This window comes from Mycolicibacterium novocastrense (assembly GCF_001499835.1).
Classification (GTDB): Bacteria; Actinomycetota; Actinomycetes; order Mycobacteriales; family Mycobacteriaceae; genus Mycobacterium; species Mycobacterium novocastrense.
Genome location: NZ_LQIH01000064.1, coordinates 16095 through 43013, shown reverse-complemented (window position 1 = coordinate 43013; position 26919 = coordinate 16095). Strand labels below are relative to the sequence as shown.

The following is a 26919-nucleotide window of genomic DNA, read 5'->3' as shown; positions in this document are numbered from 1 at the left end:
CATGACCGAACCGCAGCGTGCTGTTGTCGCCCGCCTGTCCGCTGACGTCGCCGCGATCTCCGCCTATCTGGCGCGGGTGTCGGCGGACCTGACCGAACTCGACCGGCAGCTGGCGTCGTCGCCACAACACGTGCCGCCCGCCTACGCCGCGCCGCCGCAGTACCAGCCGCAACACGTTGAGCCCGTTGGGTATTCACCGCCGAAGCCGGCCCGGGACGAGGGCTGGATCGGCAAGCTGCTGGCGGTCGCCGGTGTCGCGGTGACGCTGATCGGGGTGGTGTTCCTGCTCGTGCTCGCCGCGCAGGCGGGGCTGTTGCGGCCGGAGATCCGCGTCGCGGCGGGGGCGGCACTGGCCGGTGGACTTGTGGGTGCCGGCTGGTGGCTGTACCGCAGGCCGGGCGGCCGCACCGGGGCGGTCGCCTTGACGGCGACCGGCATCGCCGCGGCCTACATGGACGTCATCGCGTTGACGACGATCTACGACTGGGTCTCTGCGCCCGCCGGACTGGTTCTCGCCGCACTGATCGGCGGCGGCGGGCTCACGTTGGCCAGGCGCTGGGACTCCGAGCAGCTGGGGCTGCTCGTGCTGGTGCCGTTGTTGGTGCTGGCGCCGATCGTGGTCGGTGGTGTCACGCTGCTGCTCGTGGCCTTCATGCTTGCGCTGTCGGCGGCCTCGCTGCCCGTGCAGATCGGCAAGGACTGGCTCTGGCTGCACTCCGCCCGGATCGCGGCGGGCACGCTGCCGCTGTTGGTGGCGCTGCTCGGGGTGTACTTCGCCGACGGACGCGATCCGTGGCTGGTCGGGGCGTGTGGCATCGCGGCGCTGCTTGCGATCGCGGCCGCGCTCATCCTGCTGCCGGGTACGGCGAACAAGTCGGCGATGGCCGTGCTGACGGCCGCTGGGGTGCTGCCCGTGCTGTCGGTCGCGCTGGCCGTCGACCGCGTCGTCGCGGCGCTGATGGCGGCCGCACTGGCGGCCGGTCTGCTCGCCATCGTGCTCATCAGCGACCGGTTGCCGGGAGTCGACGGTGCGGTGCGGCGCATCTGGACGGTGCTCTCGGCGCTGTCGGCGCTGACCGCGGTGGTGGTGGCATTCGACGGCCCGATCGCGGGGCCGGTCCTGTTGGCGATGGCGCTGGTGGTCGCCACGGCAGGGCGGCAGCACGCCATGGCCAAGGCGATCTCGATCGGCTTCGCAGCCGTCGGCGCAATCTACTACCTGAGCTGGGCGCCGACGTACACGCTGCTGTGGGGAACGTCGACCAGCGCCGGGGTGGCCGCGTCGACGCTGATCGCCAGCATCCTGCTGATCGCGTGGTCGGTGACGATCGTGTGGGCGTTCGACCGCCGCAACTCCGCCTGGTGGGCGGCCGCCGCCGTCGTCGCGGGATACGCCGTCACCACCTTCGCCGTCACCACCGGCGTACTGATCGGTGGCACCGACAGCGGGTTCTATGCCGGGCACATGGCGGCGACCATCTGCTGGATCGGCCTGGCCGCCGCGTTGTTCGGCTACGCGGCGCGGCTGGGCCGAGCCGACCGGTCCGTTCCGATCGCCGGAGGACTGGCGCTGGTGGCCGCGGCGATGGCGAAGCTGTTCCTGTTCGACCTGGGCACCCTCGACGGCATCTTCCGGGTCGTGGTGTTCATCGTCGTCGGGCTGGTGCTGCTGGGCATGGGCGCCGGATACGCCCGTCTCCTGGAAAAACAGGACCAACAAAACAGCCTCTGACCAGGAAAATATGCTAAACTGGAATCAGTCCAAACAAGGAGGGGTTGTAGCGATCATGACCACCACAACACGTCGTTCAGAAGCAGATATCCAGGCATTCGAGGCCTCGCCGGAACTCAGCGACAGCCTGCAGCGGGTTCTCGTCGATCTGGTCGAGCTGCATCTCCAGGGTAAGCAGGCGCACTGGAACATCGTCGGCACCAACTTCCGCGACCTTCATCTACAGCTCGACGAACTCGTCGACTTCGCCCGTGAGGGCAGTGACACCATCGCCGAGCGGATGCGCGCGCTTGAAGCATGGCCCGACGGACGGTCGGACACGGTCACCGCCGGCACCTCGCTGCCGCAGTTCCCCGCCTACGCGGTGAGCACGCAGGATGCGGTCGACCTGATCACGGGCCGGGTGTACGCCGCTGTCGACACGATGCGTCAGGTTCACGACTCCGTGGACGCCGAGGACCCGACCTCCGCCGACATCCTCCATCAGCTGATCGAAGGCCTCGAGAAGCTGGCCTGGTTGATCAAGTCCGAGAACCGCAAGGTCTAGAGGGACTGAATTACCGACGCCGCGACTGTGCGTTTCACAACGCCGGTCGCGGCGTTTTGCGTCTGCGATCGCACAGTCGTGGGGGTGAGTCGTTTTCCGCGATGCGGGTATATCTCCGGCCGTGACTGTGACACGCGATATTCACGCATCCCGTCAACAGGTCTGGGATGTCATGGCCGACGGGTGGACGTACTCGCAATGGGTGGTCGGCAACAGCCGGATGCGCGCCGTGGACCCGAACTGGCCGGCGCCGGGATCCGAGATCCGTCATTCGGTGGGTGTCTGGCCGCTGCTGCTCGACGACAAGACCGTGGTCGAGAAGAGTGTGCCGCTCGAGGAGTTGGTACTGCACGCCAAGGGTCGTCCGTTCGGGGGCGCGCGAATCATCTTGCGCCTGCACGACATCCCCGACGGCTGCCGGGTGGAGATGACGGAGTTCCCGGTGAGCGGTCCCGCGGCGGTCATGCCCAACAAGCTGACCGACATCGCCGTCTACCCCCGTAACCGGGAGACCCTGTGGCGGCTGGCCGCGCTGGCCGAGCGGCTCAAGCCGACTGAGGTCGAAAACTGAGCGGTTCGAGTTCCACCGCGTCGCGCACGGCCGCGTCGTCTTGACGTCCGACCAGGTACCACGTCGTCATGACGCCCTTGCCTTTGACCTCGACCTCGCCGCGAGGCTCGAGCACGAACGTGCTGCGTAGGCGTTCATACACGTCCTGGGGCACCTGAATGCGTCCCTCGACGTCGGTGGTCTCCATCCGGGATGCGACGTTGACCGCATCGCCCCACACGTCGTAGAAGAACTTGCGTGCCCCGACGACCCCGGCGACGACCGGTCCCGCGGCCAGACCGATTCGCAGGGGCACCTTGCGTCCGCGCGGGTCGCGCAGGTCGGCCACGGCGTCGGCCATGTCGAGCGCCAGGCAGGCCAGCGCTTCGAGGTGATCCGGGCGGGGGTGTGGCACACCGCTGACCACCATGTAGGAATCGCCGCTGGTCTTGACCTTCTCCAAGCCGTGACGGTCGACGAGTGCGTCCAGATCGGTGTAGAGCCGATCGAGAAACCGCACCAGGTCGCAGGGATTGGTGTCGCTGGCCCGCTCGGTGTACCCGGCGATGTCGGCGAACAGTATCGATGCGTCGTCGTACCTGTCGGCGATGACCGTACGGGTCGGGTCCTTGAGCCGCTCGGCGATGGTCGCGGGCAGGATGTTGGCCAGCAGACGTTCGGAGCGCTCGTATTCGGCCTCCATCGCCAACCGCGCGCGACGGATCTCCCGTAGCGCGAACCACAGCGTGGCGACGACGAGGATCCACGCCGTGGCCACGGTGAGGATGAACGACGTCGTGCGGGCCCAGTCCGGTTGAATGCCGGTGTCTTCGGGGACGAAGAACTCCAGGGCCACCACCGTCACCGCGCCCAGCGCCGACAGCACCGAAGCCAGCACGATGTGGTCGATGCCGAGGATGATCACCACGATCGCGGCCGCGACGACGAAGTAGAACTGCAGCCCCGACCCCGTGCCGAGCTGTATGCACTGGATCGCGATGGTCACGTACGCGACGGCGAAGAACACCAGCGGCGCGACCAGCTCGCCGAATCGGCACAGCAGGGGGATGGTGGCGAACGCAACGGCGCTGACCAGGCTGAGGACCGGGATCCACCACACCTCGACGCCGACGAGCAGGCCCTGAAACCCGAAGAAGGCGCTGATGGCCGCGCTGATCATTGCGGTGACGTCGAGCACCCGGCGGCGTCGCACGGACCTTTCCGCGTGGTGCCGAACCCGGGCGGGCGTCCGGTTCTGGAGCGCCACTTCGGGCACGCAGACCGGCCGCAGCCTCATCTCCACGATTAGAGCGTAACGCCGAACGGGCTGGACCTGCCGATTTGTGGTGCCCTCGGTGAGACTCGAACTCACACTGTCACGATTTTGAGTCGTGTGCCTCTGCCAATTGGGCTACGAGGGCTCTGGTAGGTGTACGGCTCTGTTGCGCGGCTTACCACCTTAGATGATGCCCCGAACTCGCTGAACGGCACTGCTACCGCCACAATGGTTTCCATGGCAACCGCTGCTGGGGCACCACCCGACGCCGGGAAGGGCCGCCGCGTTCTCGTCGCCGAGGACGAAGCGCTCATCCGGATGGACTTGGCCGAGATGCTCCGCGAAGAGGGCTACGAGATCGTCGGTGAGGCCGGCGACGGACAGGAGGCCGTCGATCTCGCCGAGAGCCTCAAACCCGACCTCGTGATCATGGACGTCAAGATGCCCCGTCGCGACGGCATCGACGCCGCGGCCGAGATCGCCAGCAAGCGCATCGCGCCGATCGTCATCCTGACCGCGTTCAGCCAACGGGAACTGGTCGAACGCGCCAGGGATGCCGGCGCCATGGCCTACCTGGTCAAACCCTTCACCGTCACCGACCTCATCCCGGCCATCGAGGTCGCGGTGAGCCGCTTCGGGGAGATCGCCGCGCTGGAGCAGGAAGTCGCCACGCTGTCCGACCGGCTCGAGACGCGCAAGCTCGTCGAACGGGCCAAGGGTTTGCTGCAGACCAAACAGGGGATGACCGAACCCGAGGCGTTCAAGTGGATCCAACGCGCCGCGATGGACCGGCGCACCACCATGAAACGCGTCGCTGAAGTGGTCCTCGAAACCCTCGACACGCCCAGCGATGCGTCGGAGCCGAGCTGACTTCCGCCCCGGCGCCCGGTAAAAACTGCGTTTCCGGTGACGCGGTTTGACCGCGGCGACCGCGACGCGTCGTTCAACAGCGCGCACCAGCGCCGAGCGTTGGCTATGGTCTTCCCGGAACGTCGCCGCCCCCGCCCGCCGGGCTGAGGCGCCGGAGCCGACTAACACAACGACCCGGAGGTGAAGCGTGCGCGGTCGCGTGGCACGGAAAGCATTTGCTATCAGCAGCGCTGGTCTGGTTGTGCTCGGCATGGCCGGCTGCCAACAGGCCGAGCCGACCGAGGGCGGTGAGGCGCAGACCGCCCTGAAGATCGTCGAGCAGGTGCAGATCGACGAGAGCGGGGCCGAGGTCAAGGCCGATGAAGGTGCCGCGCCCGCCGATCCCGCCGGTGACGGTAACGCGCAGTGCCCGCCGGTGTCGCTGGCCATGGCCGGTGCGCTCAACGGCCCCGACGCGGCATTGGGCATCAACATCAAGAACGGCATCCAGCTGGCGGTGGACAAGCACAACGCCGCGAACCCGGGTTGCCAGGTCCAGTTGAAGACCTTCGACACCGAAGGCGACCCGCAGAAGGCCACCCAGATCGCGCCGCAGATCATCAACGACGCGTTCACCATCGGCCTGATCGGTCCCGCCTTCTCCGGCGAGACCATGGCCACCGGCGACGTCTTCAATCAGGCCGGTCTCGTCGCCGCAACGGCCTCGGCGACCAACGTCACGCTGTCCGACAAGGGCTGGCGAACCTTCTTCCGCGGTCTGGGCAACGACGGCGTGCAGGGGCCTTCGGTGGCCAACTATCTGAAGAACACTCTCGGCCACAAGAAGGTCTGCGTGGTCGACGACAGCACGGACTACGGCCTGGGGCTGGGGCAGACCGTTCGCGAGACGCTCGGCCCGGTGGCCGACTCATCCTGCAACATCTCGGTCAAGAAGGGCGACAAGGACTTCTCGGCGGCGGTGACCCAGATCAAGGGCGCCAACCCGGACTCGGTGTTCTTCAGCGGCTACTACGCCGAGGCGGCGCCGTTCGTACAGCAGCTGCGCGACGGCGGGTACGAAGGGACGTTCGCCAGCGCCGACGGCACCAAGGACCCCGAATTCGTGAAGCAGGCCGGCGACGCGTCCAAGGACGCCGTGCTGTCCTGCCCGTGCGGCCCGGCCACCGGCAGTTTCGCCGACGAGTACACCAAGAAGTTCAACCAGGAACCGGGCACCTACAGCAGCGAGGGCTACGACCTGGGCACCATCCTGCTGAAGGGCATCGACTCCGGCGCCATCACCCGGCCCGCGCTGCTCGACTTCGTCCGCAACTACAACGGTCGCGGCGTGGCCCGGCAGTACCAGTGGACCCCGAACGGTGAGCTGACCACCAGCTTGATCTGGATCTACAAAGTTCAATAGCCGCTGAGGCGAACGCGTCCGAGACCGCAAGGCTCGGACGCGTTTTCGCTAAAGGCCCGTTCCCGCGAGGAGCCGCCACCGGATGACCGGGATCCCACCCGAGTGCGTCGACCAGTACACCTGCTTGGCCGCGAACATCAGCTTCAACCTGGACGGGTTGCGAGACGGCTTCTGGCAGTTGACGATCGACGGCCTGTCGTGGGGCGCGATCTATGCGTTGGTGGCCGTCGGCTACACGTTGGTCTACGGCGTGCTCAAGCTGATCAACTTCGCGCATTCGGAAGTGTTCATGTTCGGCATGTTCGGCGCCTACTTCTGCCTCGACATGATCCTGGGCTTCACACCGAGCGGTAACACCTACGACAAGGGCATCGCGCTGACGGTGCTCTATCTCGGTATCGCCATGCTGTTCGCGATGGCGGTGTCCGGCGCCACCGCGGTCGGCCTGGAGGCGGTGGCCTACCGGCCGCTGCGGCGACGGAAAGCCGACCGGCTGTCGTTTCTCATCACCGCGATCGGCATGTCGTTCGTGCTGCAGGAGTTCGTGCACTTCATCCTGCCGAAGATCATCGACGGGTACGGCGGATCCAACGCGCAACAACCGATCCGGCTCGTCGCCCCCGAAACCCAGTTCACGGTGTTCGGTTCCGCGGTCTCCAACATCACGCTGATCATCGTCGGTGCGGCGTTGGTCCTCGCCTTGATGACCGACCTGACCATCAACCGAACCAGGTTCGGGCGCGGGATTCGGGCGGTGGCCCAGGACCCGGACACCGCGACCCTGATGGGAGTCTCCCGCGAACGCATCATCATGACGACGTTTCTGATCGGAGGCCTGCTGGCCGGGGCCGCCGCGCTGCTGTACACGCTGAAGGTGCCCCAGGGCATCATCTACTCCGGCGGATTCCTGCTGGGCATCAAGGCGTTCTCGGCCGCGGTCCTCGGCGGCATCGGCAACCTGCGCGGCGCCCTGCTGGGTGGGCTCCTGCTGGGCATCATGGAGAACTACGGGCAGGCCGTGTTCGGAACCCAGTGGCGTGACGTCGTGGCCTTCGTGCTGCTGGTCCTGGTTCTGTTCTTCCGGCCGACGGGGATACTCGGGGAAAGCCTCGGGAAGGCGCGCGCATGAGGGCCAGCGAGAAGGTCTTGGCACCCGGCGACGCACTGCGTCGTTGGTGGGACGGGCTTTCCCGCGTACAGAAGTGGGGCTTCGGTCTGATCGCGTTCGGCCTGCTCGCGCTGCTGCCGCTGTTCCCCCCGCCCTTCCTGGACACGCCGAACATCAGCTTCGGCGGCACCATGGCACAGTTCGCGATGGTCGCGATCATCGCGATCGGCCTCAACGTCGTCGTCGGCCAGGCCGGCCTGCTCGACCTCGGCTACGTCGGTTTCTACGCCGTCGGTGCGTATACCGTTGCGCTGCTGACCAGTCCGAACAGTCCGTGGAAAAAGATGGGCGCCACGGGATGGTTCAACGAGGATTGGGCGTGGCTGGCCTGTGTGCCGCTGGCGATGGCCATCACCGCACTGACGGGTCTCATCCTGGGCACGCCGACGCTGAGGTTGCGCGGCGACTATCTGGCGATCGTCACGCTGGGTTTCGGCGAGATCATCCGGCTCATGGCCGACAACCTCTCCGAGGTGACCAATGGGCCCCGCGGCCTCAACGAGGTCGCCTACCCGCGGGTGGGTGCCAGCGAACGCGTGCCCGACGGCGTCTTCTCCAGCGGTAACTCCGCGGGCGACGCCAACTACGGGACGTGGTGGTTCTGGCTGGGCATCGTGCTGATGATCGGCATCCTGGTCCTGGTCGGTAACCTCGAACGCAGCCGCGTCGGACGTGCCTGGATCGCGGTCCGCGAGGACGAGGACGCCGCGGAAGTGATGGGCGTCAACACGTTCCGGTTCAAACTGTGGGCCTTTGTCATCGGGGCGGCGATCGGCGGGCTGTCGGGCGCGCTGTACGCCGGCCAGGTGCAGTTCGTGGCGCCACCGACGTTCAACATCATCAACTCGATGCTGTTCCTGTGCGCGGTGGTGCTCGGCGGGCAGGGCAACAAGCTCGGCGTGGTGGTCGGTGCGTTCATCATCGTCTACCTGCCGAACCGGCTGCTGGGTGTGGAGTTCCTCGGCATCAACCTCGGTGACCTGAAGTACCTGTTCTTCGGGCTGGCGCTGGTGATGCTGATGATCTTCCGGCCGCAGGGCCTGTTCCCGGCACGAGCGCAGTTACTGGCCTACGGCAAGGCCGCACGCGACCTGCTGCGTTCGCCGGAGAAGGAGTCGGCGCGATGACCATCGAAGAGCTGGCGGGCGTCCACCGCGAGATCCAGGCCGCTGAGGGTGAAATCCTCTTGCGGACAACCGATCTCACAATGAAGTTCGGCGGCCTGACAGCCCTGGACTCGGTGTCGTTCGACATCCGCCGCGGTGAGATCCTCGGCATGATCGGGCCGAACGGCGCGGGCAAGACCACATGCTTCAACGCGATCACCGGGGTGTACCGCCCCACGTCGGGCACGGTCACGTTCGACGGTGCGCCGCTGGGCCGGATCAAACGTCACCAGATCACCCGGCGCGGTATCGCCCGCACCTTCCAGAACATCCGGTTGTGGGGGGAGATGACGGCTTTGGAGAACGTCATGGTCGGCACCGACGCCCGGCACTTCACCTCGGTGCCGGGCGCGCTGGTCCGCTCCCCGCGTCACCGCCGCGAGGAGCGCTCGGCCATCGAAAGATCGGCGGCGCTACTGCATTTCGTCGGGATCGGGCACCGCGGCGAGGAGAAGGCCAAGAATCTGCCCTACGGCGACCAGCGCCGCTTGGAGATCGCGCGCGCACTGGCCACCGAACCGAAGCTGTTGTGTCTGGACGAACCGGCCGCCGGGTTCAACCCGCGCGAGAAGGCTTCCCTGATCGAGTTGATCCAGAAGATCCGCGACGACGGCTACACGGTGCTGTTGATCGAACACGATATGAGGCTGGTGATGGGGGTGACCGACCGCATCGTGGTGCTGGAGTTCGGGCGCAAGATCGCCGACGGCCTGCCTTCCGAGATCCGTGAGGACCCGAAGGTCATCGCAGCCTACCTGGGGGTGTCCGATGACGCTGTCGAGTGATCAGGCATCCGAACGACCCGTCATCCTCGAGTTGCGCGACATCGTCGTGCAGTACGGGAGAATCCGTGCACTGCACGGTATCTCGTTGAAGGTTCACGAAGGTGAGCTCGTCACGCTGCTCGGTTCCAACGGCGCCGGCAAGACGACCACCATGCGCGCCATCTCGGGTCTGCTGCCCCTGACGGCGGGCTCGATCTGGTTCGAGGGTCGCGACATCAGCAAGGTCAAGGCCCACCAACGCGTGATCGAGGGACTGGTGCAGGCGCCCGAGGGGCGCGGCGTGTTCCCGGGGATGACGGTCGTGGAGAACCTCGAAATGGGTTGCTACGGCCGCAGGTTCCCCTCCCGCTCCGAGCACAAGCAGCGGCTGGACTGGGTCCTGGAGACGTTTCCGCGCCTGGCCGAGCGGCGCAGCCAGGTCGGCGGCACGCTGTCGGGTGGTGAGCAGCAGATGCTCGCGATCGGCCGTGCTTTGATGGCCCGGCCGCGGGTGCTGCTGCTCGACGAGCCGTCGATGGGCCTGGCACCGATGGTGATCTCACAGATCTTCAAGATCATCGCCGAGATCAACGCCCAGGGCACCACCGTGCTGCTGGTGGAACAGAATGCGCAGCAGGCACTGAGCCGCTCGGACCGGGCCTACATCCTGGAGACCGGTGAGGTCACGCGCACCGGGAACGCCCGAGAGCTGTTGAGCGACGACAGCATTCGCGCCGCCTACCTCGGCGTCGCCTGACCTGACTTTGCGCTCAACGCTCGATTGTGAAGCGCTTGATCCGCGACGTTGTGCCGGAGACCAGTGTGACCCTGCTTGGCGCGACCCCGAAATGTTCGGCAAGCAGCTTGGTGACGGCCTTGGTGGCCTTACCGTCGACGGCGCGCTCACGCACGTACACCGTCAGCTCGCCGGCGTCGTCGACCTCCACCAGCGGACCCTTCGCGCTGCCGGGCTTGACCCGGACGACGACGATCATCGCCGCACCCAGGGCCATGTCATCAACGCCCACACGGCGAACACCAGCGCGGCGGTCACCACGACGTACACCGGCCACGGCCCCAGGATGTCCAACGCCGACGCGGTATCCGGTTTGTAGTTCGTGAAGCCGTAGTTGGTGTCGGCGATCCTGTTGAACACGACGGTCACCACCGCCCACACGCTGGTGACCGCCACCGCCAGGCGGTAGTCGCGCCAATCGGGCCGCATACCGCGGCCCCACGTCAGATAGATCGCCGCCCACACCACGAGCAGGTGGATCGCGTAGAAGGCCAGGAAGCGGTAGTGCGGAAAGTCGGGGCCCCGCAACACCGGTGAGATCAGCGCCTGCACGCTCAGCACCAGACCCCAGTAGTAGGTGAGTGCATACGCCCACTGCCGTCGGGACCACAGTGCGTAGGCCGCGACGACGGTCGCCAGGTCGGTGAGCTGAAGCGGCACCGAACCGGCCAGCGTCGGCGGCACCAGGTTGTAAACCAGGATCGCGGCGTAGATCAGCGCCGTCAGCCCGCCGAGCGCACGGCCCCACCGCTGTGCCTGGGCATCCGTCTGTCTGCGGCCCGTCCACACCAGCACGACGGCGCCGGCCACGAACACGGCGATGGCGCCCCAGTACGAGGGGCCGTACGGTTCGAACTGCCTAGCGAGCAACAATCACGGACGAGCCGTGCCCGAACAGGCCCTGGTTGGCGGTGACGCCGACCTTGGCACCCTCGACCTGGCGGCCGGTCGCCTGTCCCTTCAGCTGCCAGGTCAGCTCGCACACCTGCGCGATGGCCTGCGCCGGAATGGCTTCGCCGAAACACGCCAGGCCGCCGGACGCGTTCACCGGGATCTTCCCGCCGATCGCCGTGGCACCGCTGCGCAGCAGTTGCTCGGCCTCCCCCTTGGGGCACAGACCCAGATGCTCGTACCAGTCGAGTTCCAGCGCGGTGGACAGGTCGTACACCTCGGCCAGGCTCAGGTCCTCCGGGCCGATACCGGCCTCGGCGTAGGCGGCGTCGAGGATCTGGTCCTTGAACACTCGCTCGGGCGCATTCACCACTGCCGTGGAATCGGTTGCGATGTCCGGCAATTCGGGCAGATGCTGCGGGTACTGCGGTGTCACCGTGCTGATCGCGCGCACCGACGGCACCCCGTCGACCGAGCCCAGATGCTTCTCGGCAAACGACTTGCTCGCCACCACCAACGCGGCCGCGCCGTCCGACGTCGCGCAGATATCAAGCAGCCGAAGGGGATCGGAGACCACCGGGCTGGCGAGCACGTCGTCGATCGTGGCTTCCTTGCGGTAGCGCGCGTTCGGGTTGTCCAACCCGTGCTTGGCGTTCTTCACCTTCACCGCGGCGAAATCCTCCAGCGTGGCCCCGTAGAGGTCCATGCGGCGGCGAGCCAGCAGGGCGAAGTAGACGGTGTTGGTGGCACCGATCAGGTGGAAGCGTTGCCAGTCGGGGTCGTTCTTCCGCTCGCCGCCGACCGGGGCGAAGAAGCCCTTCGGGGTGGTGTCGGCGCCGATCACGAGCGCCACATCGCAGAATCCGGCGAGGATGTGAGCCCGGGCGCTCTGCAGTGCCTGCGAGCCGCTGGCGCACGCGGCGTAACTCGACGACACGGGCACACCGTTCCAGCCCAGCTTCTGCGCGAACGTCGAGCCGGCCACGAATCCTGGGTAACCGTTGCGGATCGTGTCGGCTCCCGCGACGAGCTGGATCTGACGCCAATCCAGACCCGCCTCGGCCAGCGCCGCCCGCGCGGCCACGACGCCGTACTCGGTGAAGTCGCGGCCCCATTTCCCCCACGGGTGCATGCCGGCGCCGAGGATGTACAGCGGTTCGGGACTCATGAGGCGGGCCTCCATGCGTAGACGACACGTTCGACACCGTCGTCGTCGACGAACAACGGCATCGTGGTCAGTTCCATCTCCATCCCGACCTTCAGGTCGGCGGCCAGGGTTCCCTCGACGACCTTGCCGAGCACGATCAGGCCCTCGTCGGCGAGCTGTACCGCGGCAACGGCGAAGGGCTCGAAGGGATCCGGCGCGGGATACGGCGGCGGGGGAGCGTAACGGTTCTCGGTGTAGCTCCACAGGGTTCCGCGCCGCGACAGCGGAACCTGCGCCAGTTCGTCACCGTCGCATGCCGGGTTGGGGCAGTTGTTGGCGCGGGGCGGGAAAACGTAGGTGCCGCACTGGTGGCACTTGCCGCCGATCAGATAGGCCTCTCCGGACCCGTCGGTGGCGAACCAGCCGTCGATCGCGGGCTGAGTGGAAGCTGACACGCGCTCAGAGTACCGAGTCGTGCGGCAGAACTGAAACGTGTTCCAGTTCAGTGGGACGAACGGTCTGCCACGTCGTGAGTGTGCGAAATGATTCGACGCAGCGGCGAGTCGGGGATGAAATCGCACATTCGCGGGCCCGGGTTGGTCGCTGCGGCGGTGGTCTCGATGTCGGGCCGGATGCATAGAGTTAGGGCCGTGAGCCCTGCCACCACCGCCACCGGCAAGAAGACGGCGTCCCAGCCGACCGACCAGAAGCCGACATTGATGTTGCTCGACGGCAATTCGTTGGCATACCGGGCGTTCTACGCACTGCCCGCCGAGAACTTCAAGACACAGGGCGGGCTGACCACCAACGCGGTGTACGGGTTCACCGCCATGCTGATCAACCTGCTGCGCGACGAGCAACCCAGCCACATCGCCGCCGCGTTCGACGTGTCGCGCCAAACGTTTCGCGTGGACAAATACCCCGAGTACAAGGCGGGCCGCTCGTCGACGCCCGATGAGTTCCGCGGGCAGATCGACATCACCAAGGAGGTGCTCGGCGCGCTGGGCATCACCGTGCTCGCCGAACCGGGCTTCGAGGCCGACGACATCATCGCCACGCTGGCCACGCAGGCCGAGCAGGGCGGCTACCGGGTCCTTGTGGTCACCGGCGACCGCGACTCGCTGCAGTTGGTCAGCGATGACGTCACGGTGCTGTATCCCCGCAAGGGCGTCAGCGAACTGACCCGGTTCACGCCGGAGGCGGTGCTGGACAAGTACGGCCTGACCCCGCAGCAGTACCCCGACTTCGCGGCCCTGCGCGGCGACCCCAGCGACAACCTGCCCGGCATCCCCGGTGTCGGCGAGAAGACGGCGACCAAGTGGATCGCCGAGTTCGGCTCGCTGCAGGCGTTGGTCGACAACGTCGACACCGTCAAGGGCAAGGTCGGGGACGCGTTGCGGGCCAACCTGTCCAGCGTCGTGCTCAACCGGGAACTGACCGATCTCGTCAAGGACGTGCCGCTGCCGCAAACCCCCGACACCCTGCGCATGCAGCCGTGGGACCGCGACCAGATCCACCGGCTATTCGACGACCTGGAGTTCCGCGTCCTGCGGGATCGGTTGTTCGACACGCTGGCCTCGGCGGATCCCGAGGTCGATCAGGGCTTCGACGTGCGCGGGCGGGCCCTGGAACCGGGAGAGCTCGCGGCATGGCTGGCCGAGCACAGCTCGGGCAAGCGGTTCGGGCTGGCCGTCGTCGGCACACATCTGGCCTTCGACGCGGACGCGACGGCGTTGGGCATCGTCGCCGCCGACGGCGACGGGCGCTACATCGACACGGCCACGTTGACCGAGGACGACGAGGCCGCACTGGCCTCATGGCTCGCCGACCCCGGCCCGCCGAAGGCGCTTCACGAGGCCAAGCTGGCGATGCACGACCTCGAGGGCCGCGGGTGGAAGCTCGCGGGGGTCACCTCGGACACCGCGCTCGCCGCATACCTGGTGCGGCCCGGGCAGCGCAGCTTCACGCTCGACGACCTCTCGCTGCGTTATCTCAAGCGTGAACTGCGGGCCGAAAACCCTGAGCAGCAACAACTTTCGCTGCTTGACGATACGGACGGCGTCGATGACCAGGCCGTGCAGACCGTGATGCTGCGGGCCAGCGCGGTGATGGACCTCGCCGACGCGCTCGACGAGGAATTGGCCCGCATCGACTCGCTGGCGCTGCTGAGCAACATGGAGTTGCCGGTTCAGCGGGTGCTGGCCGAGATGGAGACCGCGGGCATCGCGGTGGACCTCGAGGAACTCGGCCGGCTGCAGAGCGAGTTCGCCGACCACATCCGCGATGCGGCCGAGGCGGCGTACGCGGTGATCGGTAAGCAGATCAACCTCGGCTCGCCCAAGCAGCTGCAGGTGGTGCTGTTCGACGAGCTGGAGATGCCCAAGACCAAGCGCACCAAGACCGGCTACACGACGGATGCCGACGCCTTGCAGTCGCTGTTCGACAAGACCGGCCATCCGTTCCTGCAGCATCTGCTGGCCCACCGCGACGCCACGCGGCTGAAGGTCACCGTCGACGGGCTGCTCAATTCCGTCGCGTCGGATGGCCGCATTCACACCACGTTCAACCAGACGATCGCGGCGACCGGGCGGTTGTCGTCGACCGAGCCCAACCTGCAGAACATCCCGATCCGCACCGACGCCGGCCGTCGGATCCGCGATGCCTTCGTGGTGGGCAAGGGTTATGCGGAGCTGATGACCGCGGACTACAGCCAGATCGAGATGCGCATCATGGCACACCTGTCCAAGGACGAGGGTCTGATCGAGGCATTCCGCACCGGAGAGGACCTGCACTCCTTCGTGGCATCACGGGCGTTCTCGGTGCCGATCGACGAGGTCAATGCCGAACTGCGGCGCCGCGTCAAGGCGATGTCGTACGGGCTGGCCTACGGGCTGAGCGCCTACGGGCTGGCCGCTCAGCTCAAGATCTCCACCGAAGAAGCCAAGGTGCAGATGGAGCAGTACTTCGACCGGTTCGGCGGGGTGCGCGACTACCTGCGCAACGTGGTGGACCAGGCGCGCAAGGACGGTTACACGTCGACCGTGTTCGGCAGGCGGCGCTATCTACCGGAGTTGGACAGCAGCAACCGCAACGTCCGCGAGGCCGCCGAGCGCGCCGCGCTCAACGCGCCGATTCAGGGCAGCGCGGCCGACATCATCAAGGTCGCGATGATCAACGTCGACACGGCGCTCAAGGACGCCGGCCTGAAGTCGCGGATGCTGCTCCAGGTGCACGACGAGCTGCTCTTCGAGGTCGCCGAGGGCGAACGGGAGACGGTCGAGGCCCTGGTCCGCGAGCAGATGGGCAACGCCTATCCGCTGGACGTGCCGCTCGAGGTGTCGGTCGGCTATGGCCGCAGCTGGGACGCCGCGGCGCACTAGAGACCCATCGCGATGACCGAATCCGTTGCCCACCAACAAATCCGGTTCATCGCTCGGTTGGGGGCGGCCATGGGTGCCGCCAACTATCCGGTCACCCTGATCCGGCAGATGCTGGCTCAGGTATCGGCGGCCTATGGCGTGCCCAACCACTACATCGCGCTGCCCAATTACGTGCAGGTGGTGGGTCCCTCCACCGATAGCGGGACGGTGGTCGAGGCGGCGAACCTCGATCAGGACCTGCGGTTCGACCAGACTTTCCCGCTGGCGCGGCTGATCTCCGATGCCCGGCACGGCCGGGTATCTCCTGAGGAGGGTGAAGCCCGACTCGATGACATCCTGGCGATGCGCAGTAGGTATCCGAGCTGGGTCACCGTGTTCGGGTACGGCGTCCAGAGCGCCGGTCTCGCGCTGGTGATGGAGCCGACGCCGTTGAATCTGCTGGTCGCCACCGTGCTGGGGTTCATGGTGGGTGCCTTCAGCGCGGCCGGGCGCCGCGTCGCCGTGCTGCAACATCTGATCCCGGCCATCAGCGCGTTCGCGGTGTCGGCGATCTGCATCGCCGGCGCACAGCGCATGGGCCTCGACCACGTCAGCCTGCGGGCCCTGATCCCGCCGCTGGCGACGTTCCTGCCCGGTGCCGCCATCACGCTGGCCGTGGTCGAATTGACCGCCCGCGACGTCATTTCCGGCTCCAGCCGGTTGATCAGTGGTTTCATGCAGATCGCCCAGTTGGCTTTCGGCATTCTCATCGCCACCCAGCTACTAGGCGCAGACGGCAGCCAGCTCAGTCCCGATGTGGTCAACAAGATCGGGCCGTGGTCGCCGTGGGTGGGAGTCGCGGTCTATGCCGTCGGCGTACTGCTCTTCCTGGCGCCGCCCCTGTCATTCCTGCCGTGGCTCACGCTGATCGTGTACACCGCATTCGCCGCCCAGTTCGCCGGCGACCTCATGTTCGGGAGTTACGCCAGCGGCTTCTGCGGCGGGCTGGTACTCACGGTCGCCGCGCTGGCGATCTCCCGCCGACGCGGTGCACCGCCGGCGATCACGATGATCCTGCCCGGTTTCTGGTTGCTCGTGCCGGGGTCGTTGGGCCTGATCGGGGTGACCGAACTCTTCGGCGCCGACGGGGACTCCGCCTTCCCGGCGACGGTGATCTCGATGATCTCGGTGGCGCTGGGGCTGCAAGCCGGGCTGGTGCTGTGGCAACTGGCCCAGCACCGCGGACGGGAGGGTCAGGGCGCGCGGTAGCCGGCCAACGACTGCAGCACCGGGCCGGCGGCCGCTCGGGCGGCGTAGAGGGCGTAGGTCTCCTCGACCAGCATCGCCTGCACCCGCGGATCGCCGAACCCGCGGTCGATACGGTCGCGTACGAACGCCAGCTCGACGACCTGGCCGGCGAACCTCTTGACCGCGTTTCGGGCCGGACGCCCTCCCTGGCGGGCAGCCTGGGCGAGCACCAGTTTGCGGTTCCGTAGCGAGCCCAGCCAGGCGGCCTCGACAGGCGTGACCAGACCGGCGTGCACCATGCCGGGCAGCTTGCTCGCGACGATCGCCTGCTCGCGTCGGCGACTCTGCAGGCCCAGGACGATCGCGAGCGCGAACAGCGGCATCATCCAGTACAGGTAGACGCCGAAATACCAGCCGACACCCAGCAGTGACGACCCGTTCCACAGCGCGTGGGTGAACACCGCGGCCAGGTACCCCAGGAGAACAACGCCGGCCTTGGCGGACGAGTCGCGGCGGTGCAGGGCGAAATAGACGCCGATACCGAAGAACGTGGTGAACAGCGAATGCGCGAACGGAGCCATCACCAGCCGTAATGCCGCCGTCAGCAGCGAGTCGCCGAGCGATTCACCGCTGGCGATGTACAGGATGTCCTCCAGCCAGGCGAATCCCGCGCCGACCAGCCCGGCGTAGACCAGGCAGTCGGTCAGGGAGTTCAGCTCCCGGCGGCGTCGGCCGGTCATCATGACCAGCAGGAACGCGCCCTTGGCCGCCTCCTCGATGACCGGCGCGATGACCACCACCGAAACCGGGCTGACCCCGTCGGAGTCACCCGTGACGATCAACGACTCGAGGTAAAGCCCCAGGATCACCGACAACACGACCGCGACCGAGGCGCCCCACAGGAAGGCGAAGGCCAACAACCGCGGCGGTTCGGGCTCGAAGCGGTCCAGCCACACATACGCCAGGACCACGACCACCATGGCCAGGCTCGACAGCACCAGCCCGATGCCGGCCCCAATCGGATTGAGGGCGGTCAGCCCGATGATGATCAGCCCGACCACGGTGGCGAGCAGGATGAGCACCGCCAGCGGCGCCCCGACTTTGCGAACCTTGCGTTGGAACGGCGGTGCAACCAGCCAGGGGTGATGCGGGGCGCCGGGATGTGACACCAGAGCAGACTAGCGGCCGGTGGGGACCGAGTTTGTCCAGCATGTGCCCAGTCGAGTAACCTCTACGGGTACCTGTCTGTGGTTTTCGTCATCTTCTGCGGCGGGTAACACCAATAACTCGAATGTCCTAAGTCCCTACGATCAAACCTGTCCGGAGCAACCCACCACATGCCAAGTCCCTCCGTCACCTCGCCGCAAGTAGCCGTCAACGACATCGGCTCGAGCGAGGACTTTCTCGCCGCCATCGACAAGACCATCAAGTACTTCAACGATGGCGACATCGTCGAGGGAACCATCGTCAAGGTTGACCGTGACGAAGTCCTGCTCGACATCGGTTACAAGACCGAAGGCGTCATCCCTTCCCGTGAGCTCTCCATCAAGCACGACGTCGACCCCAACGAGGTCGTTTCCGTGGGCGATGAGGTCGAAGCCCTCGTTCTCACCAAGGAGGACAAGGAAGGCCGCCTGATCCTGTCCAAGAAGCGCGCCCAGTACGAGCGCGCCTGGGGCACCATCGAGGAGCTCAAGGAGAAGGACGAGGCCGTCAAGGGCACCGTCATCGAGGTCGTCAAGGGCGGCCTGATCCTCGACATCGGTCTGCGCGGCTTCCTGCCGGCGTCGCTGGTCGAGATGCGTCGTGTCCGCGATCTGCAGCCGTACATCGGCAAGGAGATCGAGGCCAAGATCATCGAGCTCGACAAGAACCGCAACAACGTCGTGCTGAGCCGCCGCGCGTGGCTGGAGCAGACCCAGTCCGAAGTGCGCAGCGAGTTCCTCAACCAGCTGCAGAAGGGCGCGATCCGCAAGGGCGTCGTCAGCAGCATCGTCAACTTCGGTGCGTTCGTCGATCTCGGCGGCGTCGACGGCCTGGTGCACGTCTCCGAGTTGTCCTGGAAGCACATCGACCATCCGTCCGAGGTGGTTCAGGTGGGCGACGAGGTCACCGTCGAGGTGCTCGACGTCGACATGGACCGCGAGCGGGTTTCGTTGTCGCTCAAGGCAACTCAGGAAGACCCGTGGCGCCACTTCGCCCGCACCCACGCGATCGGTCAAATCGTGCCCGGCAAGGTCACCAAGCTGGTGCCCTTCGGTGCGTTCGTCCGCGTCGAAGAGGGCATCGAGGGTCTGGTGCACATCTCCGAGCTCTCCGAGCGCCATGTCGAGGTCCCGGATCAGGTGGTCCAGGTCGGCGACGACGCGATGGTCAAGGTCATCGACATCGACCTGGAGCGTCGCCGCATCTCGCTGAGCCTGAAGCAGGCCAACGAGGACTACACCGAGGAGTTCGACCCCAGCAAGTACGGCATGGCCGACAGCTACGACGAGCAGGGCAACTATATCTTCCCGGAGGGCTTCGACTCCGAGACCAACGAGTGGCTCGAGGGTTTCGAGAAGCAGCGTGAGGAGTGGGAGTCCCGCTACGCCGAGGCCGAGCGCCGGCACAAGATGCACACCGCGCAGATGGAGAAGTTCGCCGCGGCCGAGGCTGAGGCGGCCAGCCGTCCGGCGGCCAACGGCGCTTCACGCGGCGAGGAGCAGTCGGCGGGCGGCTCGCTGGCCAGCGACGCGCAGCTCGCGGCGCTGCGTGAGAAGCTCGCAGGCAACGCCTAACTGTCAACGACCGAAGGCCCCGGCTCCCCGAGCCGGGGCCTTCGTCGTCGAGAGGCCCTGACAGACTGGTGCCGTGCTGCGCATTGGCCTGTCCGGCGGTATCGGCGCCGGAAAATCGACTGTGTCTTCGACGTTCAGTGATCTGGGGGGCATCGTCGTCGACGGCGACGTGATAGCCCGGGAGGTCGTCGAACCGGGGACCGAGGGGTTGGCCAAGCTGGTCGACGCGTTCGGCCGCGAGATCCTGCACGATGACGGGGCGTTGAACCGCCCCGCGCTGGCCGCGATCGCGTTCAGCGACGAGGAGAAGCGTCAAACGCTCAACGGCATCGTGCACCCGCTGGTGGCCCACCGGCGGTCCGAGCTCATCGCGGCCGCGGCCGACGATGCCGTGATCATCGAGGACATCCCGCTGCTCGTCGAATCCGGTATGGCGCCGATGTTTCCGTTGGTGGTGATCGTTCACGCCGATGAGGAGCTACGGGTGAAGCGGCTGATCGAGTACCGGGGCTTCACCGAAGAGGACGCCAGGGCCCGGATCGCCGCGCAAGCCACCGAGGAACAGCGCCGCGCGGTCGCCGACGTCTGGCTCGACAACTCGGGTACGGCGGGCGAACTGGTCGAGAAAGCCCGCGCGCTGTGGCACGAGCGCATCCTGCCGTTCGCGCACAACCTGCACGAGAATCGGCCCGCGCCCTCGAAGCCGGTCCTGGTGCCCTTCGACCCGGCATGGCCCGATCACGCGCGGCGTATCGTGGCGCGGCTCAACACCGCATGCGGGCACCGCGCCGTCCGCGTCGACCACATCGGCTCCACGGCGGTGCCGGGGATGGACGCCAAGGACGTGATCGACGTTCAGGTGACGGTCGCGTCGCTCGCGGATGCCGACGAACTCGACGAGGCGCTGACCGCTGCGGGATATGTGCGCGGGCCGGTCACCGCGGACGTCGCCAAGCCGGATGCCCGCAGCACGGTCGCCGAGTTCGACCACTCCAACGACGAGGCGTTGTGGCACAAACGTATTCACAGCTCGGCCGATCCCGGACGACCGACCAACCTTCACATTCGTGTCGACGGATGGCCGGGTCAGCAGTTCGCATTGCTGTTCGTGGACTGGATGCGCGCGAACCCCGGCGTCCAGGCCGACTACCTCTCGTTGAAGCGGCGGGTCGCCGGGGAGGGACACGTGTCCACGGGTGCCTACGCCGACGCGAAGGAGCCCTGGTTCCTCGACGCCTATCGGCGCGCGTGGGAATGGGCCGACGCCACCGGATGGCGGCCGTAGTCCCCAGCGGGATGCCCGCCGGCGCCTAGGCCTGCGGCTGGGTTCCGGCGTCGGGCGGTGGGGTTCCGGCGTCGGGCGGTGGGGTGCCCACCCCGTCGATCGGGAGGTTCAGCGGGGCTCCGCATTGCAGCACGCCGTACATCGGGTCGTCCTTGGGCCGGAGCAGGCGCGGCGCGATGAACTGGTCGGCCTTGGCGACGACCTGGTCGTCGACGAGGATCTCGCAGTGCAGGTTGGAGCCGTAGGGCCATTCGATGGAGATCTCCATCCCGGCCAGTTGGGGATCGGCCAGCACCGCGTTGACCTCGAACGTCTGACCGGGTAGGAGCGTGGGCTGCGCGCTGTTGACGTTGTGGTCGTCCATCTTGTACGCGACGACCGCGCCGCGGGAGGTACCGTCCGCGCGCGCTCGGTAGATGACGTTGTGCAGAACCTCGGGCGCAGGCTGCGCCTCGGTCTCGGCGCTCGGTTGGGCCGCGGCGCCACCCGGGAACAGGACCGAGCCCACGAGCATCGCCGCGGCCGTCGCGCCTGCGGTGCGGGCTGTGGGGGACATGCGACGAGAGAATACCGGCCTTACCTGGGCAGACAAATTCGTAGCGGTAACCATCGCAATCAAGATCGATAAGTGCAGGTCGTTCGTTACCCGTCGGCCGATGTTCTCCCCGCGATGCGGCCCCGTGCGAGTCGGGCGCCGCAGCGGGGCACGTCTAGTCGTCGCGCCAGGTGAGTGGCATACCACTTTCGGCCAGCCACCGGTTGAGGTCGTAGTCGTGGCGGGCCAGCCCGTCGATGGCGGCCACCGCGGTCTGGACGGCCTGCTCACCGGTCTCGGGCGCCAGCAGGTTGTGCCGTATGGCGGTGAGCAGTTCGTCGACGTCGTGCAGTTCGACGCCGCGGCCGGTTCGGACCACCAGGTCGAGGTAGTGGTCTTCGGCGTGCCAGACCTCGGGGCCCGGCGTGTAGTGGCCAACGTCCAGGTAGTAATCCTGGTCGCGCTCGTGACCTGCGTTGAAGTGGAACACCGTCGCGCGCAGTCCCAGAGAGGGCAGCAGCCAGGACTCCAGATAGTGGAACTGCGCCCGGCCCGGAGTGGGGCGGGCCATGTACAGGCCCCACGGTTGGACGGTGTAGACGTCGACCGCCCGCACGATGCCCTTCGGATCGGTGTTGGTGCGGGCGACGAGGTCGAATGTCTCGTGTTTGGGAGCGTGGATGAGGACAGGATAGGACGCAGCGGGAATGAACTTGTCAGAGCACGCGCTTACCCTGGGTGATTATGGCTTTCGCGACTGAACACCCCGTGCTCGCGCACTCGGAGTACCGCCCCGTCGATGCGATCGTGCGCAAAGGCGGACGCTTCGAGGTGGTCAGCCCGTACGCACCGGCGGGCGACCAGCCGGCGGCCATCGACGAGCTGGAGCGCCGTATCCGGGCGGGGGAGCACGACGTGGTGCTGCTGGGTGCCACCGGCACCGGTAAGTCGGCGACGACGGCGTGGCTCATCGAGCGGGTACAGCGGCCCACCCTGGTGATGGAGCCGAACAAGACGCTCGCCGCGCAGATGGCAAACGAACTGCGGGAGATGTTGCCGCACAACGCGGTCGAGTACTTCGTCTCGTATTACGACTATTACCAGCCCGAGGCGTACATCGCCCAGACCGACACCTACATCGAGAAGGACAGCTCGATCAACGACGACGTCGAGCGGCTGCGGCACTCGGCCACCTCGAGCCTGCTGTCCCGTCGCGACGTGGTCGTGGTCGCCTCGGTGTCCTGCATCTACGGCCTGGGCACACCGCAGTCATACCTGGACCGGTCGGTCGAGCTGCAGGTGGGCCAGGAGGTGCCGCGTGACGGGCTGCTGCGACTGCTCGTCGACGTGCAGTACACCCGCAACGACATGGCGTTCACCCGCGGCTCCTTCCGCGTGCGCGGCGACACCGTCGAGATCATCCCGTCCTACGAGGAGCTGGCGGTGCGCATCGAGTTCTTCGGCGACGAGATCGAGGAGCTGTACTACCTGCACCCGTTGACCGGCGACGTCGTGCGCAAGGTCGATTCGCTGCGGATCTTCCCGGCCACCCACTATGTCGCGGGCCCGGAGCGCATGGCACACGCAATATCGACCATCGAACAGGAGCTCGAGGAGCGGCTGGCCGAGCTGGAGGGGCAGGGCAAGCTGTTGGAGGCGCAGCGGCTGCGGATGCGCACCAACTACGACGTCGAGATGATGCGTCAGGTCGGCTTCTGCTCGGGCATCGAGAACTACTCGCGTCACATCGACGCCAGGCCCGCCGGCTCGGCGCCCGCCACGCTGCTCGACTACTTCCCCGAGGACTTCCTGCTCGTCATCGACGAATCCCACGTGACCGTGCCGCAGATCGGCGGCATGTACGAGGGTGACATGTCGCGTAAGCGCAACCTCGTCGACTTCGGTTTCCGGCTGCCCTCGGCCGTCGACAATCGCCCGCTCACCTGGGAGGAGTTCGCCGACCGCATCGGGCAGACGGTGTACCTGTCGGCGACGCCAGGACCGTACGAGCTCAGTCAGTCCGGCGGTGAGTTCGTCGAACAGGTCATCCGCCCAACGGGTTTGGTGGATCCCAAGGTCGTCGTGAAGCCGACGAAGGGGCAGATCGACGATCTGATCGGCGAGATCCGCGCGCGCACCGAGCGCGACGAGCGGGTGCTCGTGACCACGCTGACCAAGAAGATGGCCGAGGACCTCACCGACTACCTGCTCGAGATGGGGATCCGGGTTCGCTACCTGCACTCCGAGGTGGACACGCTGCGCCGGGTCGAACTGCTGCGTCAACTGCGCCTGGGCGACTACGACGTACTGGTCGGCATCAACCTGCTCCGCGAGGGTCTCGACCTGCCGGAGGTGTCACTGGTGGCCATCCTCGACGCGGACAAGGAAGGGTTCCTCCGGTCCACCCGCAGCCTGATCCAGACCATCGGCCGCGCCGCCCGCAACGTGTCGGGCGAGGTCCACATGTACGCCGACAACATCACCGAATCGATGCGGGAAGCCATCGACGAAACCGAGCGCCGTCGTGCCAAGCAGATCGCTTACAACGAGGCGCACGGTATCGATCCAAAGCCGTTGCGCAAGAAGATCGCCGATATTCTCGACCAGGTGTACCGCGAAGCCGATGATGTCGAGGTGGGCGGTTCCGGGCGGAACGCGTCGCGGGGACGCCGGGCACAAAGCGAGCCCGGGCGGGCGGTCAGCGCCGGCATCATCGAGGGGCGCGACACCTCGAACATGCCGCGAGCCGAGTTGGCCGACCTGATCAGGGACCTGACCGAACAGATGATGGCCGCGGCACGTGATCTGCAGTTCGAACTGGCCGCGCGCATCCGCGACGAGATCCACGACCTCAAGAAGGAACTGCGTGGGATGGACGCCGCGGGCCTGAAGTGATCGGCGCGTCGCAGGGACTTTCGTCCCTAGCGCCTAAGGCGCGGGTCACGTAGAACGAAAGTATGAGTGACAGAATCGATATCGCGCCCACAGTCCACGTCGACGTCACCACACGCGGCGATCTTCCGGGTGCCGCCGAATACGCGCGGACCAAGATCGCCGACCTGTCCCGGTTCGTCCACCGCCCGCTGACGCACGCCCACGTCAAACTGACCCGCCACGGGGATCCGGATACCGAGCGTCCGGTACTGGCCCAGGGCAACCTCGACCTGAATGGCCGGCTGGTGCGGGCGGAGGCTGAGGGCGAGACCGCGCGTGACGCGATCGACCGGCTCGAGGAGCGCCTCCGACGTCGGCTCCGGCGAGCCGCCGACCACTGGGAGGCGCGACGCGACGGCCGGACCATCCGGGTTCCCGACGAAGCCGACGCCGAACGGACGCAACGGCCGACCCGCCTGAACGTGGCGCCCGACGAACGCCGGATCGTGCGGCGCAAGTCCTTCACGCTCGCGCCGTGCACTGTTGACGAGGCGGCGCTGGAGATGGCGTTGCTCGACTACGACTTCCACCTGTTCACCGAGGAGCGCACCGGGATGGCGAGTGTGCTCTACAAGGACGGCCCGACCGGTCACCGGCTGGCACAGGTGCAGCCGGCCTCGGAGGAGGAGCTGGCGCCGTTCGAATTGCCGCTGACCATCAGTCCGCAGCCGGCGCCGTGCCTCACCGTTGAGCAGGCCGCCGAGCGGATGGGTCTGCTGGGGCTGCCGTTCATGTTCTTCATCGACGCGGCACAAGGTCGTGCAGCCGTGCTCTACCACCGTTACGACGGCCACTACGGGCTCATCACCCCGGCCGGTTGAGGCCGCCGCTTGACCTGAACGAAGGTTGAGCTCGTAGCGTGTCCGGCGTGACCGACACCGCGCCGACAACCAGTACCGGGCGCTGGCGCGATCTGTTGGGACCGAAGTACCTCGGCGCCAGCACCGTCCTGGCCGGCGGGGTCGCGCTGTACGCCACCAACGAGTTCCTCACCATCAGCCTGATGCCCAGCGCGGTGGCCGATATCGGCGGTTACCGGCTGTACGCATGGGTGACCACGGTGTACCTGGTCGCTTCGGTGATCGCCGCGACCACCGTGCACTCGACGTTGATGCGTATCGGGCCGCGGGTGTCGTATCTGGCGGCGCTGTCCGTATTCGGTCTGGGCAGCGTCGCCTGTGCGGCGGCGCCCACGATGGAAGCCCTGCTTGTCGGCCGCACGGTGCAGGGGCTGGCGGGCGGGCTGCTGGCCGGGTTGGGCTATGCGGTGATCAATACGGCGTTGCCTCAGTGGTTGTGGACCAAGGCGTCGGCCCTCGTTTCGGCGATGTGGGGTGTTGGGACGTTGCTCGGCCCTGCCGCCGGGGGTCTGTTCTCCCAATATGGTTCGTGGCGTTGGGCGTTCGGTGCGCTGGCGATCCTGACCGCAGCCATCGCGGTGCTGGTCCCGCTGGCGTTGCCCAGGCACACTCGCGCCGACGTCCATGCGCCGCGAACGCCGATACCCATGTGGTCGCTGCTGTTGTTGGGTGTCGCGGCGTTGGCCGTCAGCGCAGCCGGTATCCCGCGCGGGGTGTGGCCCACCGCCGTGCTGCTCGGCTTCGGAGGCGTTTTGGTGGCGGTGTTCCTGTTCGTCGACCGGCGGCTACCCGCTGGGGTGTTGCCGCCCAGCACCTTTGGGCGCGGACCGCTGAAGTGGATCTACCTGACCCTCGCTGTGTTGATGGCTGCGACGATGGCGGACATGTATGTTCCGCTGTTCGGGCAGCGGCTGGCCCATCTCACACCGGTCGCGGCGGGATTTCTCGGTGCGGGTCTGGCGCTCGGTTGGACGGTCGGGGAGATCGGTAGCGCCTCGATGAGCAACCTGCGAGCGATCAAGCGCACGGTCGCTGTCGCGCCCGCGCTCATGGCTATTGGCCTCGCGCTGGCGGCGGTGACCATGCGGGACGACGCACCGTTCGCCGTGGTGGCGGTCTGGGCGGTCGCGCTGATCGTGACGGGCGCCGGGGTGGGGATCGCCTGGCCGCATCTGTCGGCGTGGGCGATGAGCCGGGTGGACGACCCGTCGGAGGGGCCGACCGCGGCTGCTGCAATCAACACCGTCCAACTGATCTCCGGCGCTTTCGGCGCGGGGTTGGCCGGAGTGCTGGTGAACATGACCGACAGCGGCGACGCCACGCCGGCGCGGTGGCTGCTGGCGGCGTTCGCTGCGTTGGCCGCGGTGGGGCTGGTCGGCTCGACGCGGAGCGGACGACACCCTTCTGGCGAACCGCGATAACGATCACGGCGATTTCAACGCTGGGCGGTGACTGATCGCGCTGGGACACTCACTGTCAATGCGGGTGTGGCTTCACTGATCCTCTTCGCGCAGGCGCTCATCGCCGTGGCTACGGCGGTCGCCCTGCAAAGCCGTTTACACGGGTTCGAATCCCGCCACTCGCTCGCATGGGCCGTTGCTCTTTGCAG

At 67.0% G+C, this 26919-nt stretch carries 24 protein-coding genes and 1 tRNA gene; 16 read left to right on the top strand and 9 right to left on the bottom strand.

Annotated features, from left to right (window positions below):
- Position 1 precedes the first annotated feature (1 nt).
- From AU072_RS24645 to AU072_RS24635, 3 genes are all read left to right on the top strand, one after another.
- Positions 2-1732, top strand: coding sequence for a DUF2339 domain-containing protein (locus AU072_RS24645; protein ID WP_064416309.1), 1731 nt, complete (start codon positions 2-4; stop codon positions 1730-1732).
- Between the two features lie 55 nt (positions 1733-1787).
- Positions 1788-2279, top strand: coding sequence for a Dps family protein (locus AU072_RS24640; RefSeq protein WP_064416187.1), 492 nt, complete (start codon positions 1788-1790; stop codon positions 2277-2279).
- Positions 2280-2400: 121 nt separating this feature from the next.
- Positions 2401-2850 (top strand): SRPBCC family protein, encoded by a 450-nt coding sequence (locus AU072_RS24635; RefSeq protein ID WP_064416186.1) that lies wholly within the window; start codon positions 2401-2403, stop codon positions 2848-2850.
- Here the strand turns inward: AU072_RS24635 and AU072_RS24630 are convergent.
- Positions 2825-4126 (bottom strand): adenylate/guanylate cyclase domain-containing protein, encoded by a 1302-nt coding sequence (locus AU072_RS24630; protein WP_082681019.1) that lies wholly within the window; start codon positions 4124-4126, stop codon positions 2825-2827. The two genes, AU072_RS24635 and AU072_RS24630, sit on opposite strands and share 26 nt — an antisense overlap.
- Before the next feature lie 47 nt (positions 4127-4173).
- Positions 4174-4250, bottom strand: a tRNA-Leu gene (locus tag AU072_RS24625).
- 92 nt (positions 4251-4342) lie between these two features.
- Here AU072_RS24625 and AU072_RS24620 point away from each other — a divergent pair.
- The 6 genes from AU072_RS24620 to AU072_RS24595 all read left to right on the top strand — a co-directional run bounded on the left by AU072_RS24620 (position 4343) and on the right by AU072_RS24595 (position 10232).
- Positions 4343-4975, top strand: a complete 633-nt coding sequence (locus AU072_RS24620; protein WP_064416185.1) for a two-component system response regulator PdtaR — start codon at positions 4343-4345, stop codon at positions 4973-4975.
- Positions 4976-5162: 187 nt separating this feature from the next.
- Positions 5163-6377 (top strand): branched-chain amino acid ABC transporter substrate-binding protein, encoded by a 1215-nt coding sequence (locus AU072_RS24615; RefSeq protein WP_064416184.1) that lies wholly within the window; start codon positions 5163-5165, stop codon positions 6375-6377.
- Positions 6378-6459: 82 nt separating this feature from the next.
- A complete protein-coding gene (locus AU072_RS24610) occupies positions 6460-7506 on the top strand; it encodes a branched-chain amino acid ABC transporter permease (protein WP_064416183.1) in 1047 nt (348 codons plus the stop codon).
- The gene (locus AU072_RS24605; RefSeq protein ID WP_064416182.1) at positions 7503-8672 is read left to right on the top strand and encodes a branched-chain amino acid ABC transporter permease; all 1170 of its coding nucleotides are present in this window, start codon (positions 7503-7505) and stop codon (positions 8670-8672) included. Before AU072_RS24610 ends, AU072_RS24605 begins: the two co-directional genes overlap by 4 nt.
- Complete coding sequence (locus AU072_RS24600; protein ID WP_064416181.1) at positions 8669-9496, top strand: ABC transporter ATP-binding protein; 828 nt, start codon at positions 8669-8671, stop codon at positions 9494-9496. The genes AU072_RS24605 and AU072_RS24600 overlap by 4 nt, the downstream gene beginning before the upstream one ends.
- Positions 9480-10232 (top strand): ABC transporter ATP-binding protein, encoded by a 753-nt coding sequence (locus AU072_RS24595; RefSeq protein ID WP_064416180.1) that lies wholly within the window; start codon positions 9480-9482, stop codon positions 10230-10232. The genes AU072_RS24600 and AU072_RS24595 overlap by 17 nt, the downstream gene beginning before the upstream one ends.
- Positions 10233-10245: 13 nt before the next feature.
- Here the strand turns inward: AU072_RS24595 and AU072_RS24590 are convergent, their stop codons facing one another.
- Genes AU072_RS24590 through AU072_RS24575 form a run of 4 tightly spaced genes read right to left on the bottom strand, consistent with a single transcriptional unit; the run spans position 10246 to position 12764 of the window.
- Positions 10246-10488: a DUF167 domain-containing protein gene (locus AU072_RS24590; protein ID WP_234787747.1), complete on the bottom strand. Its 243-nt coding sequence runs from the start codon at positions 10486-10488 to the stop codon at positions 10246-10248.
- Positions 10467-11141: a YwaF family protein gene (locus AU072_RS24585; protein WP_064416306.1), complete on the bottom strand. Its 675-nt coding sequence runs from the start codon at positions 11139-11141 to the stop codon at positions 10467-10469. Before AU072_RS24585 ends, AU072_RS24590 begins: the two co-directional genes overlap by 22 nt.
- On the bottom strand, positions 11131-12345 hold the full coding sequence (locus AU072_RS24580) for a lipid-transfer protein (protein ID WP_201028907.1): 1215 nt from the start codon (positions 12343-12345) through the stop codon (positions 11131-11133). The genes AU072_RS24585 and AU072_RS24580 overlap by 11 nt, the downstream gene beginning before the upstream one ends.
- Complete coding sequence (locus AU072_RS24575) at positions 12327-12764, bottom strand: Zn-ribbon domain-containing OB-fold protein (RefSeq protein WP_064416179.1); 438 nt, start codon at positions 12762-12764, stop codon at positions 12327-12329. Before AU072_RS24575 ends, AU072_RS24580 begins: the two co-directional genes overlap by 19 nt.
- 195 nt (positions 12765-12959) lie before the next feature.
- Here AU072_RS24575 and polA point away from each other — a divergent pair, with 195 nt between their 5' ends.
- Both polA and AU072_RS24565 read left to right on the top strand, forming a co-directional pair.
- The gene (gene polA / locus AU072_RS24570; RefSeq protein WP_064416178.1) at positions 12960-15689 is read left to right on the top strand and encodes a DNA polymerase I; all 2730 of its coding nucleotides are present in this window, start codon (positions 12960-12962) and stop codon (positions 15687-15689) included.
- A 12-nt stretch (positions 15690-15701) separates the two neighbouring features.
- Positions 15702-16937 (top strand): threonine/serine exporter family protein, encoded by a 1236-nt coding sequence (locus AU072_RS24565; RefSeq protein ID WP_064416177.1) that lies wholly within the window; start codon positions 15702-15704, stop codon positions 16935-16937.
- Here the strand turns inward: AU072_RS24565 and AU072_RS24560 are convergent.
- Entirely contained in the window at positions 16922-18085 is a 1164-nt protein-coding gene (locus AU072_RS24560; RefSeq protein ID WP_064416176.1) for a PrsW family intramembrane metalloprotease, read from the bottom strand. The two genes, AU072_RS24565 and AU072_RS24560, sit on opposite strands and share 16 nt — an antisense overlap.
- A 168-nt stretch (positions 18086-18253) precedes the next feature.
- On the opposite strand from AU072_RS24560, the gene rpsA reads away from it, so the two are divergent.
- Complete coding sequence (gene rpsA, locus AU072_RS24555) at positions 18254-19696, top strand: 30S ribosomal protein S1 (RefSeq protein WP_064346235.1); 1443 nt, start codon at positions 18254-18256, stop codon at positions 19694-19696.
- Positions 19697-19769: 73 nt separating this feature from the next.
- Positions 19770-20981: a dephospho-CoA kinase gene (gene coaE / locus AU072_RS24550; RefSeq protein ID WP_064416175.1), complete on the top strand. Its 1212-nt coding sequence runs from the start codon at positions 19770-19772 to the stop codon at positions 20979-20981.
- Positions 20982-21006: 25 nt separating this feature from the next.
- Here the strand turns inward: coaE and AU072_RS24545 are convergent, their stop codons facing one another.
- Both AU072_RS24545 and AU072_RS24540 read right to left on the bottom strand, forming a co-directional pair.
- Positions 21007-21537: an Rv2576c family protein gene (locus tag AU072_RS24545; RefSeq protein WP_064416174.1), complete on the bottom strand. Its 531-nt coding sequence runs from the start codon at positions 21535-21537 to the stop codon at positions 21007-21009.
- Between the two features lie 154 nt (positions 21538-21691).
- Positions 21692-22198 (bottom strand): ribonuclease FAU-1 family protein, encoded by a 507-nt coding sequence (locus AU072_RS24540; protein WP_082681016.1) that lies wholly within the window; start codon positions 22196-22198, stop codon positions 21692-21694.
- 62 nt (positions 22199-22260) lie between these two features.
- On the opposite strand from AU072_RS24540, the gene uvrB reads away from it, so the two are divergent.
- From uvrB to AU072_RS24525, 3 genes are all read left to right on the top strand, one after another.
- Positions 22261-24411, top strand: a complete 2151-nt coding sequence (gene uvrB, locus AU072_RS24535; RefSeq protein WP_064416172.1) for an excinuclease ABC subunit UvrB — start codon at positions 22261-22263, stop codon at positions 24409-24411.
- Positions 24412-24473: 62 nt separating this feature from the next.
- Positions 24474-25271 carry an HPF/RaiA family ribosome-associated protein gene (locus tag AU072_RS24530; RefSeq protein ID WP_064416171.1) on the top strand — a complete coding sequence of 266 codons (798 nt, stop codon included), beginning with the start codon at positions 24474-24476 and terminating at the stop codon, positions 25269-25271.
- Positions 25272-25318: 47 nt separating this feature from the next.
- Positions 25319-26731, top strand: a complete 1413-nt coding sequence (locus AU072_RS24525; protein ID WP_064416304.1) for an MFS transporter — start codon at positions 25319-25321, stop codon at positions 26729-26731.
- The last annotated feature ends 188 nt before the right edge of the window (positions 26732-26919 follow it).

Coding starts and splice junctions, on each gene's coding strand:
- AU072_RS24645 (WP_064416309.1), top strand. CDS start 2: ATGACCGAACCGCAGCGTGCTGTTGTCGCCCGCCTGTCCGCTGACGTC.
- AU072_RS24640 (WP_064416187.1), top strand. CDS start 1,788: ATGACCACCACAACACGTCGTTCAGAAGCAGATATCCAGGCATTCGAG.
- AU072_RS24630 (WP_082681019.1), bottom strand. CDS start 4,126: ATGAGGCTGCGGCCGGTCTGCGTGCCCGAAGTGGCGCTCCAGAACCGG.
- AU072_RS24620 (WP_064416185.1), top strand. CDS start 4,343: ATGGCAACCGCTGCTGGGGCACCACCCGACGCCGGGAAGGGCCGCCGC.
- AU072_RS24610 (WP_064416183.1), top strand. CDS start 6,460: ATGACCGGGATCCCACCCGAGTGCGTCGACCAGTACACCTGCTTGGCC.
- AU072_RS24605 (WP_064416182.1), top strand. CDS start 7,503: ATGAGGGCCAGCGAGAAGGTCTTGGCACCCGGCGACGCACTGCGTCGT.
- AU072_RS24600 (WP_064416181.1), top strand. CDS start 8,669: ATGACCATCGAAGAGCTGGCGGGCGTCCACCGCGAGATCCAGGCCGCT.
- AU072_RS24595 (WP_064416180.1), top strand. CDS start 9,480: ATGACGCTGTCGAGTGATCAGGCATCCGAACGACCCGTCATCCTCGAG.
- AU072_RS24590 (WP_234787747.1), bottom strand. CDS start 10,488: ATGGCCCTGGGTGCGGCGATGATCGTCGTCGTCCGGGTCAAGCCCGGC.
- AU072_RS24580 (WP_201028907.1), bottom strand. CDS start 12,345: ATGGAGGCCCGCCTCATGAGTCCCGAACCGCTGTACATCCTCGGCGCC.
- AU072_RS24565 (WP_064416177.1), top strand. CDS start 15,702: ATGACCGAATCCGTTGCCCACCAACAAATCCGGTTCATCGCTCGGTTG.
- rpsA (WP_064346235.1), top strand. CDS start 18,254: ATGCCAAGTCCCTCCGTCACCTCGCCGCAAGTAGCCGTCAACGACATC.
- AU072_RS24545 (WP_064416174.1), bottom strand. CDS start 21,537: ATGTCCCCCACAGCCCGCACCGCAGGCGCGACGGCCGCGGCGATGCTC.
- uvrB (WP_064416172.1), top strand. CDS start 22,261: ATGGCTTTCGCGACTGAACACCCCGTGCTCGCGCACTCGGAGTACCGC.
- AU072_RS24530 (WP_064416171.1), top strand. CDS start 24,474: ATGAGTGACAGAATCGATATCGCGCCCACAGTCCACGTCGACGTCACC.